At 61.1% G+C, this 14,230-nt stretch carries 13 protein-coding genes and 2 pseudogenes; 7 read left to right on the plus strand and 8 right to left on the minus strand.

The genetic code is table 11. The annotated features are described in order from the left end of the window. Positions 1-62 precede the first annotated feature (62 nt). Both ACN0T5_RS00465 and ACN0T5_RS00470 read left to right on the plus strand, forming a co-directional pair. Positions 63-545 (plus strand): TRAP transporter small permease, encoded by a 483-nt coding sequence (locus ACN0T5_RS00465; protein ID WP_417766646.1) that lies wholly within the window; start codon positions 63-65, stop codon positions 543-545. Beyond that, positions 542-1,846: a TRAP transporter large permease gene (locus ACN0T5_RS00470; RefSeq protein ID WP_417766647.1), complete on the plus strand. Its 1,305-nt coding sequence runs from the start codon at positions 542-544 to the stop codon at positions 1,844-1,846. Before ACN0T5_RS00465 ends, ACN0T5_RS00470 begins: the two co-directional genes overlap by 4 nt. A 52-nt stretch (positions 1,847-1,898) precedes the next feature. Here ACN0T5_RS00470 and ACN0T5_RS00475 read toward each other — a convergent pair whose 3' ends face one another. Beyond that, a complete protein-coding gene (locus ACN0T5_RS00475; RefSeq protein WP_417766648.1) occupies positions 1,899-2,063 on the minus strand; it encodes a hypothetical protein in 165 nt (54 codons plus the stop codon). A gap of 462 nt (positions 2,064-2,525) precedes the next feature. Between ACN0T5_RS00475 and ACN0T5_RS00480 the strand changes: the two genes are divergently transcribed. Beyond that, the gene (locus ACN0T5_RS00480; protein WP_417766649.1) at positions 2,526-4,220 is read left to right on the plus strand and encodes a methyltransferase domain-containing protein; all 1,695 of its coding nucleotides are present in this window, start codon (positions 2,526-2,528) and stop codon (positions 4,218-4,220) included. Between the two features lie 363 nt (positions 4,221-4,583). Here the strand turns inward: ACN0T5_RS00480 and ACN0T5_RS00485 are convergent, their stop codons facing one another. Then, entirely contained in the window at positions 4,584-5,573 is a 990-nt protein-coding gene (locus tag ACN0T5_RS00485; protein ID WP_417766650.1) for an NAD(P)-dependent oxidoreductase, read from the minus strand. 16 nt (positions 5,574-5,589) lie between these two features. On the opposite strand from ACN0T5_RS00485, the gene ACN0T5_RS00490 reads away from it, so the two are divergent. Beyond that, positions 5,590-6,471, plus strand: a complete 882-nt coding sequence (locus ACN0T5_RS00490) for a LysR substrate-binding domain-containing protein (RefSeq protein ID WP_417766651.1) — start codon at positions 5,590-5,592, stop codon at positions 6,469-6,471. Between the two features lie 436 nt (positions 6,472-6,907). On the opposite strand, the gene ACN0T5_RS00495 is transcribed toward ACN0T5_RS00490, so the two are convergent. The 6 genes and pseudogenes from ACN0T5_RS00495 to ACN0T5_RS00520 form a co-directional block, all read right to left on the minus strand. After that, a complete protein-coding gene (locus tag ACN0T5_RS00495; RefSeq protein ID WP_417766652.1) occupies positions 6,908-7,699 on the minus strand; it encodes a hypothetical protein in 792 nt (263 codons plus the stop codon). Positions 7,700-7,845: 146 nt separating this feature from the next. After that, positions 7,846-8,085 (minus strand): annotated as a pseudogene (locus tag ACN0T5_RS00500) (transposase); the annotation flags it as partial. 122 nt (positions 8,086-8,207) lie between these two features. Further along, complete coding sequence (locus ACN0T5_RS00505) at positions 8,208-8,789, minus strand: OmpA family protein (protein WP_417766653.1); 582 nt, start codon at positions 8,787-8,789, stop codon at positions 8,208-8,210. A 21-nt stretch (positions 8,790-8,810) separates the two neighbouring features. After that, positions 8,811-9,236 carry a hypothetical protein gene (locus ACN0T5_RS00510; RefSeq protein ID WP_417766654.1) on the minus strand — a complete coding sequence of 142 codons (426 nt, stop codon included), beginning with the start codon at positions 9,234-9,236 and terminating at the stop codon, positions 8,811-8,813. Between the two features lie 313 nt (positions 9,237-9,549). Then, the gene (locus ACN0T5_RS00515) at positions 9,550-9,978 is read right to left on the minus strand and encodes a cysteine rich repeat-containing protein (protein ID WP_417766655.1); all 429 of its coding nucleotides are present in this window, start codon (positions 9,976-9,978) and stop codon (positions 9,550-9,552) included. 19 nt (positions 9,979-9,997) lie between these two features. Continuing rightward, entirely contained in the window at positions 9,998-10,303 is a 306-nt protein-coding gene (locus ACN0T5_RS00520) for a hypothetical protein (RefSeq protein WP_417766656.1), read from the minus strand. Between the two features lie 405 nt (positions 10,304-10,708). On the opposite strand from ACN0T5_RS00520, the pseudogene ACN0T5_RS00525 reads away from it, so the two are divergent. The 3 genes and pseudogenes from ACN0T5_RS00525 to ACN0T5_RS00535 all read left to right on the plus strand — a co-directional run. Next, a pseudogene (locus ACN0T5_RS00525) lies at positions 10,709-11,472 on the plus strand (transposase); the annotation flags it as partial. 290 nt (positions 11,473-11,762) lie between these two features. After that, entirely contained in the window at positions 11,763-12,929 is a 1,167-nt protein-coding gene (locus ACN0T5_RS00530) for an ornithine cyclodeaminase (protein ID WP_417766657.1), read from the plus strand. A gap of 46 nt (positions 12,930-12,975) precedes the next feature. After that, positions 12,976-14,223 (plus strand): MFS transporter, encoded by a 1,248-nt coding sequence (locus ACN0T5_RS00535; protein WP_417766658.1) that lies wholly within the window; start codon positions 12,976-12,978, stop codon positions 14,221-14,223. Positions 14,224-14,230 lie beyond the last annotated feature (7 nt).

Consider the following 14,230-nt stretch of genomic DNA (forward strand, 5'->3'; position numbering starts at 1 on the left):
GAACCGGCCGGGCCCTGCCCGGCCGGAAATCCGTTCCAGCCGTTCGTCCAATGGGGAAAAACATGGAACGCTTCATCCATCGGGCGGCGGGCCTGCTGGCAGATGCCGGCAGTCTCATCGTCTATCTCTGCGCGGCGCTGATCGTTTATGACGTGGTGGCAAGGCTAGCCTTTGGCCAGCCTTTCGCCGGAACCGCCGACCTCGTTGCCATCGCCCTCGTGCTTGTCACCTTCCTGCAAGCGATGAAAGCCCTGCTGCGGGACCGCTTGCTGCAGATGACGCTGCTTCTGAACAAGCTTCCGGGCCGACTGCTCGCTGTCGCCATGGCCGCGGCAAACGTCGTCGGCGCCGCGTTGTTCCTCTGCCTCGCGGCCTTTGCCGTGGAACCGATACTGCAGGCCTACCGGACCCACGAGTTCTTCGGAACCGATGCCTTTCGCGTCACCGCCTGGCCGGTTCGTCTGGCCGTCGCCGTGCTGTGGTGCCTGCTTGCCATTGCCTTCCTGACAAAAGCGCGCACTTCCCTGCAGAGGACTTCCCGATGATCGAACAAACTGCGGTGATCGCGCTTGGTCTCATCTTCGTTCTATCGCTGGCCGGCGTTCATATCGCGCTCTCCTTCCTGATCGGTTCTACCGTCGGTCTCTACCTGCTGTTCCAGGACTGGTGGATGACGCTGGGCCTGCTGCAGCAGACCGCCTTCGACGGTATCCGCGACTACAATCTGATGGTGATCCCGCTGTTTGCGGTGATGGGGCTCCTGATCGCTCGCTCGGGTGCGGCAAACGACCTGTTTTCGGCCGCCAACCGTACTTTCAGCCGGGTACCGGCGCGGCTCGCGGTGGCAACCGTGGCCGGCAATGCGTTGTTCGCGGCCGTGACAGGCGTCGGCGTTGCCGCCGCCGCCACGTTCAGCCACATCGCCTATCCCTCGATGCAGGCGGCAGGCTACAAGCGCAGCTTCGCTGCCGGCTGCATCGCCGGCTCCTCGGTGCTCGGCCTGCTCATCCCGCCCTCGGTGTTCATGATCGTCTGGGCGATCCTGACGGAACAGTCCATCGGCCGGCTTTTCGCTGCCGGCGTCCTGCCGGGCATCGCCCTTGCCGTTCTTTTCGGCCTCTACTGCGTCGTCCGCGCGATCCGAAATCCGGAAATGGTCAGATCCGAGACGGCGGTGGCCGATGCGACGGCGACACGGCCCGACCCGGTCGGCATCGGCGGTGTCCTGCTGATCATCCTGGTGACGCTTGGCGGCATCTGGGGCGGGTTCTTCACACCGACGGAAGGCAGCGCCGTCGGTCTCGCCGGCGCCTTGCTGCTGGCCCTGGCCAAGGGCATGAGCCGCACCGCGATTGTCGAGGCGACCCGCGAGGCCGGCATGGTGGTCACGCCGATCATGCTCCTGCTGCTGGGCGCAGCGATGTATTCCAAGCTGCTGGCACTGGCCGGCATCCCGCAGCTTGTCGGCATGCTGTTCGAGACGATGGACCTCGGTCCGACGGAGACGATCCTCGTCATGGCGGCGATCTGGCTGGTGCTCGGCTGTTTCGTCGACAGCATCTCGATCATGCTGCTGACCGTGCCGCTGTTCTGGCCGATCGCACAGACCATGGGCATCGACCCGATGGTCTTCGCCATTGTCGGCATTCTCGTCATCGAGGCGGGCGTGCTGACGCCTCCCTTCGGCATCGGCGCCTTTGTCGTCCTGGCCGCGATTCCGGACAAGGAGCTGCGGCTTTCCGAGGTCTTTCGGGGCCTTGCCCCCTACTGGACGATGATCCTTGCCATCGCGGCGCTGGTCTATGTCTTCCCGGCGCTTGCGACGCTGGTGCCGTCACTGCTCTAGCCGTGGGCCCTTGCCCCCGGAGAGAAACGGCAGTGGCGCACATTGTCCGGTTTCAGGAGACCAAAGCGGCTGAAGTCCGCTCACCTCCTGACAACGCAGAGACGGACCACGACAGACCGAATTCCGGCAATGCCCCGCTTTCGAGGGAGGCGGCGAGCATTGTCGGAATGGTCTTTCCGTTCTTTTTGACCAGAACAAAATCGTCCTTCAGCGTCATCGAATTCGACCTCTCACAAAATCCTCCGGGATGCGCATGTAACCCTTCTTCATAAATCTTTCACATCAACGAAATTGCTTAAATAACAAAGATATATATCGCGTTTCGGGCAATCGCTTCATCAATCGCCCCCCAGGCCTTGCATCGTATCAGACCGCCGTTATAGTGCGGTGCAAATCAGAGTTGCGCAGCTTCTCGCATCTATGCTTGGACCCGTAGAGGGCTCCTGCGTGCAACCTGTCGGCATGCGTGTCGCTCCTGAAACGGAGTGGCGTCCAGCAGCGTGTGCCGGCGCCGCGATCGTCCCTGCATCTCGCGATGCCGCCCGGGGCCGACGGCGCTTACAGCTACCGAACCGCGCGTGGCGTCCCCTCGTTCACGCGCTCAAGACACGCGCCCTGGAGGCCGCGGCCGCATGGTCGTGCCTTCCTGAAAAGCCGTGCACACTTGAAGGAGACCAGGATGAGCTACGTCGCCCGGAAACCGGCCAATGCCGAACTTCAGCCCAGGGAACAGGTCTACGGCGAGAACCCGCTGGAGGACCGGGAGACCGATCTCTATCGCGACGAGTATGTGATGTCCTTCGTCGAAAAGTGGGACGAACTGATCGACTGGGACGCGCGTGCGCAGAGCGAAGGTCAGTTCTTCATCGACGTCCTCCGCGCCCGGGGCAAGGAAACCGTCCTCGACGTTGCCACCGGCACGGGGTTCCACTCGGTCCGCCTGACCGAAGCCGGTTTCAACGTCACCTCGGCCGACGGATCGGCCGCCATGCTTGCCAAGGCCTTCGACAACAGCCAACAGCGAGGCCTGATCCTGAAGACCGTCCATGCCGACTGGCGCTGGCTGAACCGCGACATCAACGGCAAGTACGACGCGATCATCTGCCTCGGCAATTCCTTCACCCATCTGCACGAAGAAGCGGACCGCCGCCGCGCGCTGGCGGAATTCTACGCCGCTCTGAAGCATGACGGCATTCTTATTCTCGACCAGCGCAACTATGACACGATGCTGGATCAGGGCTTCCAGTCGAAGCACAAGTATTATTATTGCGGCGACAAGGTCACAGCCGAGCCGGAATACATTGACGACGGACTGGTTCGCTTCAAGTACAGCTTCCCGGACGGCTCCGACTACACGCTCAATATGTGCCCGATCCGCAAAAACTACATGCGGAAGCTGCTTTCGGAATCCGGCTTCGCCCGTGTCCGCACCTATGGTGATTTTCAGGAGACCTATGCGGAGAGTGAACCGGACTTCTTCGTCCATGTCGCGGAGAAGTCGACGCTTCACCTTGTTCGCTGGGGCGGCGGGACGCGCGACAATGGCGAGACCGACGTCCGTGACATTGCCGAGGACTACTACGACAGCAACGATGCGGACACGTTCTACAGCACGATCTGGGGCGGCGAAGACCTGCATATCGGCCTGTATGACGAGACGAGCGACATTCGCGTTGCCAGCAATGCCACGATTGAGCGAATGGTCGAACAGTTGCCTGAGCTGAACGCCGACACGCGCCTGCTCGACCTGGGCGCAGGTTACGGCGGAGCCATGCGGAAGCTGGTGGAGCGGTCCGGCTGCTCGGCCACATGCCTCAACATTTCCGAGACGCAGAACGACACCAACCGGTACCGCAACCGCCGCGCCGGCGTCGCCGACCGGATCAAGGTCGTTCACGGCGTGTTCGAGGACATTCCCGAGGCCGACGCCAGCTACGACGTCGTCTGGAGCCAGGATGCCATCCTTCACTCCGACCAGCGTCAGACCGTGCTGCAGGAGGCATGGCGCGTCCTCAAGCCTGGCGGACACTTCATCTTCACCGACCCGATGCAGGCGGACGACGTTCCCGAGGGCATGTTGCAGCCGGTTTATGACCGTCTCAACCTGACGAGCCTTGGGTCGTTCCGCTTCTATCGCGAGGCGGCGCGGTCGATCGGCTTCGAGATCCTTGCGCAGGACGACATGACCTCGCAGCTCCGCACGCATTACGCGCGGGTTCGGGAAGAGTTGCTGGCCAATTACGACGCGCTTATCGAGAACAACGCCTCGGCGGGCTATCTCGACAAGATGGCCCTCGGCCTCGAAAACTGGGTCAAGGCTGCGGATGCGGGGCATCTGGCCTGGGGCATCCAGCTCTTCCGCAAACCCGACTGACCAGCCAGACCGTGCGGGCCGGCTCTTTCCTGGGCCGGCCCGCACGCCTCTCGGCTCCCTCCCGGCCGTGGGGCGCTATAGCCACCTCTCCCGCTTGAGGGAGGTCGGCCGCCGGTTGCCTGCCTGTCACTCCTCCCGGCGCCCTTGACCGGGAACCAACGGAGGTCGCAGGCAATCCTCGCGGGGCATCGACAGAAAAGGCGCCGACGGCATACAGCCGGTTGCAAGCACTGTTCTGCCGCTCAGAGATCCGTTCGACGGGAACAGAGGGCTTCACCGTCTTCATGACGACCGCTCACGGCGACCTCGAGGGCTTTCGGAACGTCCGATCCTCGACCGGCTGATCGAGCAGCGGACGCCTGTCTATCCGGGCACCCAAGCGATCCGGCCGGCCGATCCGCCATCGGTGCGGGCCGCGACCGCCCGCACCACGGCAGCCATGTCCTGACCGCCGAGACCGAGTTCCTGCGCCTCGGCAAACAGCTCGCCGGCGGCATCGAGAAGCGGCGAGGCGATCCCGGCAGCGCGGGCAGCCTCCGCCACCAGACGGCTGTTCATCAGCACATCCGTAATTGCCGCCTGAACGGAAAAGTCGCCCTCGCACAGCTTGGCGAGTTTCATTCGCGACACGGCGCTCGCCATCGGCCCCGCGTCGAGAACCGATTGAAAGCAAGAGAGATCCGCGCCTTGCCGTTCGGCAAAGTGATACGCCTCGGCAAGGCTGGCGACCATGGTGATCAAGAAGAGGTTGACGGAGAGCTTCATGGTGAGCGCACCCGGCACCGCGCCGCAGGCAACCGTCTCGCGGCAGAGCGGGCGCAGCAACTCGCGCAGCATCGCGACATCGCTCTCTCCGCCCGCCAGCATGCCGACGAGTTGTCCGTCCTCCGCCGGCACGCGAGACCCCGAGACCGGCGCCTCGACATAGCGCCCGCCCGCCGCGACGATGTCGGCCTCCAGGCCGCGCGACCAGTCGGGCGAACTGGTGCCCATGCTGACGATCAGGCGTCCCTTGACATTCTCGGCGAAGGCCGGCCCCGGCCGACCAAGAACCGCGTCACTCGCGGCACTGTTCGCCATCATCAGGATGATCACCTGGGCCTGACGAAACACCTCCGTCGGTCTTTCCGCAACCATCGCTCCGGCCTTCCGCAGGGGATCGCACCGATCCGCCGAACGGTTCCACACCAGCAGGTCGACACCCGCCTTCGCCAGATTGAGCGCCATCGGCTGCCCCATCACGCCAAGACCGACAAACCCTACACGCATCCTGCGCTCCTCCCGCTTCAGCCGATATCGACATGAGGCTAGCCGGTCGATCCAATTCCGAATATCAGATAATTTTCCATTCACACTTCAGGATTTCAGAATGATGAGAGCCAATCTCCACATGGACGCGCTGCGAAGCATGGTGATTGGCATGGACCTCGGCAGCTTCGCACGCGCGGCAACCGCACTCGGGCGCTCGCAGTCGGCCATCAGCATGCATTTGAAGAAGCTGGAGCAGCAGACCGGGCAGGTCCTGTTCCGGCGCAGCGGGCGCGGCCTTGTGCCGACCGAGGCGGGCGAGGCATTGCTGGCCCATGCAAGGCGTATCCTGGCGCTCAACGATGCCGCTTTCGACACGCTCGGGACAGTGGCGGAACCAGCCACGATCCGGCTGGGGCTGCCCCAGGATTTCTTCGAGGACGTGATGCCCGATGCCCTGACAGCCTTCGCCAGACGCCATCCCGGCACCCATGTGGAGGTGCGGGCGGGACGCAACCACGCGCTGGAGCATGACGTGAGGGCCGGCCGGCTGGATGCGGCCCTTGCTTTCTTCCCGGCGCATTCCGACGGGCACGGGCAGGAGATCGCCAGGATGCCGCTGGTCTGGATCGGCGACGCAATGTCGGGCAACTGCAGGGAGCGAAAGCCGCTTCCGCTCGTGCTTTTCGATCATCCCTGCCTGTTCCGCCAGACCGCGTTGCGCCGCCTCGACCAGATCGGCCGGCGCTGGCGGCTGGCGCTGACAACCCCGAGCCTGCCCGGCCTGTGGGCCGCCTTGCAGGCAGGCCACGGCATCACCGCAAGGACGCGGCACCGGATTCCGGCCGGGCTGCGCGAGCTTGACAGCGACGGAACCGATTTGCCGGACCTGCCGCCGATCGACTTGCGCCTGCTGACGGGGACAGATCCGACGCAAGCGGCAGCGGATCTCGGCGACGTTCTTCGCAAGACGGCCCTGCGGCATGTCGCACAGATGGAGTGACAGCCTGCTGCCGGTTCATCGGACATGAGGTTAAGCTCACATCGCTTTTCCCTCGAACTCGACGGGGCCCATATGGCCCGATGTCGAGTGCCGTCTCCGGGGATCGTGGAACCGCTCGATACAGTCGAACATATCCGCCCAGGCGGTTCGCGATGCGCCCGCGGCCTCGTTCCGCGTACCTGCCCGGCGCCTGTACCCGGTCGGGTCCGGCGAAAAGCAGCTCCGCGAGCCGGCAAGCCCGGAGGCGCCCGTCAACCGCCGGGTTCAGTTGGTCAACTTCGGATACAATCAGCTCACCGGTCTGGAGCGAACAGCTCCGTTCCTGATCTCGTATCGGGATACGGAACACCTGGCGATGACGGGTATGAAATCGGCCGCTGAAGAGGTCACCGGATCGAGGAGGAGGCCTCTTCAAGCCGCCTATTCTTGTCCGACATCAGAACTGCCATCTCACTCCAAGTATCGGCCCTTGCTGCACCACATCAAAATCGAACCCGCCCTTGCTGTAGTCCACACCAAGGGCGCGGTATCCGGCAACCGCAGAGAAAGCCTCGTTGAACTTGTATCCGACCGCACCCGCGACATCCCAATCCAGGTCAGCGCCGCCTGCGCCGACAAAACCCCAGCCTGTGAGAAAGATTTCGGGCGTGATCCCATACTCGCCGCGCAGTCCGATGAGCGCATCGGCCCATGTCGCGCCGTCGCTCCGGGATACGCCGTTCAGAACGCCTCCCTGGAATGTCAGGACGGTATCGACCGACCAGACCCTGACGCCGAGGCTGAGGTCCAGGCGTCCGGAAGGTGTGTTGACGATTGTGTAGCCTGCCCCAACCAGGCCTGCGAAAGTTTGCGTCGTCACATCGACGCCGGTCGCAAGAACGCCCTTTGGCGTCGCCGAGCCGACCGAAATCTTCGTGTACATGAGATCGCCAAAGATGCTGAAGCGGTCACGGCGGGCCTCGGCCATCGCCATGGCGGCGAAATCAAGATTGTTCAAAACATCACTGAAATCCGCGTCAATTTGCGCGGCCGGCAGCCCGAACGAGCCAATTTCACCGGACAGGCCGGCACCCCAAAAGTACGGGGCAACGGCAAATGTCCAGCCGGTACCGGTCTCGACCTGTTCGACGATCGGCGTGACGGGCGAATTGATGTCAGCCGCCTCCGCGCTTCCTGCGAACAAGAGGCTTCCTGCAAATGCGAGGCTGGAAAATGGTCTCACGGTCATCTCATTCCCCATTGTGCGGCAACTTCGGAATGGCCTGCTGCCGGTTTCTCGGGCACCAGGTCAAGCTAGCATGGCATTCTCCTTGAACTCGGCAGGGCCCACATAGCCCGATGTCGAGTGCCCTCGCCGGAGATTGTAAAATGGCTCCGCTCCGCCTTGAGCTTTGCGACGTCCTTGCGCAACCGGTCAATCTCCTGCTCCGGTTTCATCTGCCCGTACCCGGGAAAGGCATGCGGCAGATCGGCCGATAGCTCGCGCACCCATTTGCGCAGCACATTCTCGTGGAGGTCCAGACCGCAGGCTGCCTGCGCGAACGCCGCACCCCGATCCTCCACCCGTTTCACCGCCTCAAGGGTGAACTCGCGGTCGAACTTCCTTCTCTGCATTCCAGCTCTCCGGTTCCGTCAAACACCTTCTCTCGGTGTCCGCGAAACCGGCAACAGGCCAAACGGATGTTCCGTCCCCGATGCGAGATCAGGAACGGAACCATTCAATCCAACCGGAGGACCTACTTGTATCCGAGGTTGATCAACTGAACGCGACGATTGACGGCCGCATCCGGATTTGCCGGGTCTCGGAGTTGCTCTTCGCCGAGTCCCACCGAGTACAGGTACCGGGCGGGTACGCGAAACGTGGTTGCCAGCGCATCGCGGACCGCCTCGGCGCGTTTGATGGAGAGGTCCAGATTGTAGTCCCGGGCGCCTTTTGCGTCCGTGTGACCGACGATGACAAAGGTCTGCCCCTGCAGGTAGGGGGTGTGAAGGGCGTCGGCGATCAGCCCGACGGCTTCATAGGATTCCGGAGCGATCGTTGCCGAGTCGAAATGGAATGTGATTTCAATGTTGAACTGGCGCAGAGTGGCGAGCTTTTCCGCCAGCGGCAGGTTTTTCGGTGAATTGGCCCCGGGGTATTTCTTGATGTTCTCAAGCGCGGCCTTCTGTATCTGGTCGGGGTTGATATCGACCTTGCTCTGCGCCCCCTGAAGCGAATTGATGATTTCGTTGCGGCTGAGCTTCGTCTGCGCCTGGCTGTCATTGGCAACACACATCATGAATGCGGCCGTAACACCGGCCAGAATGAACTTGTTCATTGAGCGTCTCCCAACCCGGAATTAGCGGTAGCCGGCCAGATCAATGGCCGTGTTGCAATTCTTGCTGACCGAATGCTCCGCCTTGAGCAGGCAACGCAACACGTGTCCGGCACCCGGCTTCACACCCTGGCAGTACTGAGCTGCATCCCGCTCACAAATCTTGGGGGCTTCCGCCTGGGCAGCGAGCCGTGCCTGAATCAGGCCAGCAACCACCGCCCGGTCCACGTTGCATTTCTGTGAAACCTTCGCCTGGTTCTGATCAAGGCATTGCATGATGCCGTTGTTGGCCAGGTTGGCAGACTTGCAATGGGCATTGATATCCTTGCCGCAGCTTGCGGCGAGAATCTTGATGGCGTCGGCAAACCCGACCGTTTGCGCAGACGCGGTCAGGGGAACGCTGGCGAAGAAGACAATGGCAAACAATGTTCGAAGACTGACAGATTTCATGCAATTTCTCCCTTTATCCATGATCAGAATGATGGACGGCCGCCACTATGATGTCCCGGCCGTTGTGATGCCACCCCTGACTCAATCGATGGTAACCTACCGATTGCCGACAGGTATCAATATGACAATGATTGCAAAGGCGGAAGGTCGCGGCACTTCGCATTTTCGCTATTGGCGATAACCGAGGCTGCAAATTTCCGTACAACTTCAATCCACTCCGGGACTCAGGCTGCGCCCCGGCGCCTGGGATACTCCAGGTTCCTGCCTCACAATCCGAACCCGGACATGCCCTGTGGTCGGCGCAGAAAGATGTTCATTCCGCAGTGGAAAGCCCCATCTCGAACCCGTCGACAACCTTCTTGCAAGCGGGTGCAATTTCCGCCTTGCTCTGGGAAAGGCAGGTCAGGACACGCCCGTGCCCGAACTCGGTTCCGGAGCAGTGCCTGTCAATGTCCTCGGCACAAGACGCCAGTGCGTCGCGAACCGACGCGAAAACGAAATCCATGACATCATGATAGTCGATCGTCGCCGCATAACAGGCTTCTGAAAGCTTGTCTTCGTATGCGTAAAGGCAAGAAACAACCCGCCCGTGACCCGGTTCGACATCACCGCAGTAAGTGACGATATCGGTGGCACAGTCTTCCAGCACGCCCTGAGCTTGCGGTGATGCCGTGCCGAAAATCGAGAAAAGAAGGGAAGCGATTGCGATACCGGCGAATTTCGCTGATTTCCAAGAGAGCATGTCAGCCTTCCTTCAAGATCTAGGGGTTTACGACGACGTAAACCGTCGCACCGTTTTCAACGACCGCCCTGTAATAGACACCACCGCAATTGTAATAGGCGCGATAGGGTGTACAGCCTGCAATGGACCTGCGCCGCACCACGCGCCGTGCGGTCCTGCGGCTGGTTCTGCGCGCCACATGACGCGGCGCGGCATGTGCCTGATCGACCGACAGGACGACAGCGAGTTGTGTTGCCCCCGGAACTGGTTCCATCGAGACATCGGCAACCAGCCCCAGCGACAGCGCTACAAGTGCAGCGCCCCATTTCCCGATTGACTTCCGCACGTCGCAATCCTCCTGGACTCTTCAGCCGCGGCTGAACTCACTGGTTTCCAAGTCGACCGGCCGGCCACCGCGCCCGCCGATTTCGCCCCGTCGCGCAATGGATCCATCGCAATGGCGCGCACCCACGTCTGTCACAGGCCTGATCGTGGTCCGAGTGGTCATTGACACCGTTCCGCACTGGAGAGATTCGGCTGGTACCGCCTTCGGCGATCGACCGCTCATCTACAATTATGATCAGCCTCGATCCTGACAGCCATTTCATGGTGGCCGGAGGCAGCTTACGGTATCTCGCACCTGAAAAACAGAGACTATTCCGTGACGTCGATGGCGGCGCTCCCCAGTGACCCGCCACTGAGTTTTCCTCCAATTGGAGTTGAAGACCGGCCTCGATTAAAGGACGGACAGATGAAGCGGAAGCGGTTCACGGAAGAGCGGATCATCACGGTGCTCGAGGAGCACGAAGCGGGCGCGAAGGCTGGCGGTCTCGCCCGCAGGCACGGTGTCAGCGAGGCGACGCCATATAACTGAAAGGCGAAGTGTGGCGGCATGGGTGTTTCTGTGGTGCCAGGCACCTAAAGGCCCTGGAAGACGAGAACGCAAAGCTGAAGAAGCTGCTCTCCGGTCAGATGCCGGAAGCCTCGGCACTTCGCGAGCTTCTGCCAGGGAAATGGCCGGACCCGCAGCCAAGCACGAAGCGGTCGCGCAGTTGCAGGCAGCAATGGGTCTGTCGGAGCGTCGGACCTGTTCCTTCGTCGGCACCGATCCTGATCGAGGCGAGACCGAACGCGCGCTGGTCGCTAGCCTTCGTGCACGACCAGTTTGCCTGCGGACGGCGCATCCGAGTGCCAAACATCGTTGATGACATGACGCGCAAATGCCCTGCCGCGCTCCCGGACACGTGGATCTCAGGTCGTCGTGTGGCCCGTGAACTGACCGGTCTGATCAGCCGTTGCGACAAGCCGGGCATGAGCGTTTCCAACCAAGGCACCGACTTCACCTCAAACGCCTTCCTTGCCCGATCGAAGAATCAGCGTGTCGAATGGCACGACATCGTGCAAGGCAGGCCGATGCAGAGCGGTTACGTCGAATCCGTCAACCGCCGGATGCGGGACAAGCCTTTAAACGAGAGCCTGGCCTTCGGCATCGACCATGCGCGAAGCGCCATCGCCGTATGAAGGCAGGACTTCGACGCCGCGAGACCCCGGAGTTTGGTTTCAGCCACAAAAGCGGAAAGTGCGCGAGCTCCCTCAAGACGCCCGCCAGTCAAGTGTTCCAGGCCACCCGAAATCGCACAAATAACCAAAAATTCGCAACTTTCTCCACGAGGCCGAAGAGACCGTCATCGCCCTGCAACAGTAAGTCGGTACTCTATATACGAGCAAATAAATAATAAATACAATTAATAATATTATTACCTCTTAATATGGGAATGGTCACAGCGAGTTACTGGAGAATAATCATGTCTACTGCCGACAGAACGGATTACTACCCAGAAAATAAAAAAGAGAGCACTCTTGAAAACATGTTTCACGAGGCTTCCGAACCGGTAGACAAGGGGTTTCTGGCAGATATCATTGCAGGACCTCGCTCGAAAGAGCCGCCCCTTGGTCACGACAACATACCCCTTACCCAAAGCGATGTTGGCGATCTTGTGCGCGATGCGTTGGAAGCGATTTCCACCGGCCTCGCCTACGGTGCCAAAATCGCCTTGCAGCCGGACCCCGCCGAACTTCCGCGTTTGACGGGAGAGGCGGTGAGCATGCTGGACCTGCGGGAGCAGCGCCTCAACTGGAAGCTCAGCGCCCTCGTCAGTATCAACGAAAAATATGGCGCCGTGAAAATAGTCGGCTCGAATGCCTACAATCGGAACCTGGGTCTGCCGCGTTCCCGCTCGACGATATTGCTTTTCGACAAGCTGACAATGCTGCCGGTGATGGTTCTGGACGGAACGGAGATCTCCGCCGCCCGAACCGGCGCCTATGCCTCAATCGTTGCCGAACATTTTCCTCCGGACCAGGAGACGTTCAGTGTTTTTCTCTTCGGAGCGGGAAAAGTTGCCGAGCGGGCAATCCTGGATCTGGCCATTCGGCATGGTCATCGGATCGAAAGAATATACGTCAAAAGCCATTCAAGCGAAGGCGCTGAAAAACTGGCCGCACGGTTTTCCCGCCTGCCTTTCAAGGTCATCCCCTCCCCGCATGCGAGCGAACTGGGAACTTGTGCCTTCGTCATCACGGCATCGAACGCAGGCAAGCCGCTTTTTGATGCCAGCCAGCTTGCCGATGCAGCGGTCGTCCTGCATCTCGGCGGGCTTGAATCGCCCGACAATTTCATTCGCAGGGCATTGGAAGTTGGCACCGTGTTCTGCGACGACACGGATGCCGTCTGCCACCGCGGGTCGCAAAGTATTGCCCATTATTTCAAGTCGCGTGGACAGTTGCTTTCCCAAGAAGCCCCGAAATACCAGATCGGCAATCTCTGGTCACTGTCCCGCACCCCTCAGGTCACCTATCGCAGGCCCGCGCTGATAACCTGCGTCGGTCTGCCGGTACTGGACCTGTACGTAGCGCAACGCGTTTTCGAAAGTCTCGTCCCGGTTTCCCACGAGGCCCGCAGCGCCTGGTGATCCGTCGGCAAGTAAACGCACGGCTTGTCCAACGGAGAAGTACCGCATGGTTTTTGTACCGACCAGGCATAACGAATCCGCGCTGGCTGCGGCATTCGCCCCATTGCGCTATCCGGTTTTCCGGGTCTTGTGGCTGGCCGCGATCCTGGCCGCGATGGGATCCTGGGCCCAGGCTGTCGGCGCAGCCTGGCTCATGCTTGAACTTACGGAACGAACAGACCTGGTAGCGTTCGTCCAGGCGGCGGCAAGCGCTCCGGTTCTGCTTCTTTCCTTTCTGGCAGGAACGCTGGCCGACCTCTATGAGCGTCGCCTGATGCAGATAAGGGCCCAGTTCTGGGTGATTGCAGGAGCGGCATGCCTGGCAGCACTGTGCCTGGCCGGTGCGGCAACACCACCCTTCGTTCTCTTGCTTACCTTTGTCGCCGGTACAGGCGCGGCACTCCGCGCACCCGCCTGGCAGGCATCCATAAGGGATATCGTGCCTGATCGGGACGTCGCCGCCGCAGTCACACTCAGCAGCATCGGGTTCAATTTTGCCCGTATCGTCGGGCCGGCAATTGGTGGCCTGATCGTCGCCTTGGCAGATCCAACCGGAGCATTCGCATTCAATGTTGTTGTCTCGATGGTTTTCCTGCTCGCGCTTTGGAGGATTTCCTATGAAACACCGACACTGTCCCCGGATAGGAAAAACAACATCCGGAGTGCTTTGCGAACCGGCGTTGAGTATGTCATCACCAATCGCCAGATGCGCCTCATCCTGCCTCGCGCCGCCGCCGCCGGCATTCCGGCCAGCGCTATTCTGGCACTGCTTCCCATCCTGGTAAGTCAGCGCTTTGCCGGAAAAGCCGAGATTTATGGGTTGTTTCTCTGTTTCTTTGGCGTGGGTGCAGTTGCAAGTACGTTCGTACTCGTACACTGGCGCAAAAGGTACACGCCAGAAGCATTGCTTTCGGGAGCATCGCTCCTGCTGGCGGGCTCGTTCCTGTGTCTGGCAACAAGCACGTCCATACCGGTAACCCTTCTGTCGTTGCTCGTTGGCGGATTTTCATGGGTCATCGTGTTCACAACCTTCAATACGGCCGTGCAGTTTTGTTCGGACAGGGAATATCGTGGGAGGGCGCTCTCGGCCTACATGACCTGTGCCTTTGGAGGTCTGATGGTCGGCAGCCTGATCTGGGGGAGCCTCACAGAGCATTTTTCCCTGGGCGTTGCTTTCAGTGCGGCGGGGCTGATGCTCGCTTGCAGCGTTCTGATGCGGTTGTCCGGGAGGTTGCCGGACAACAAGACGGACTAGAATGCCG

Source organism: Stappia sp., from assembly GCF_048261845.1.
Classification (GTDB): Bacteria; Pseudomonadota; Alphaproteobacteria; order Rhizobiales; family Stappiaceae; genus Stappia.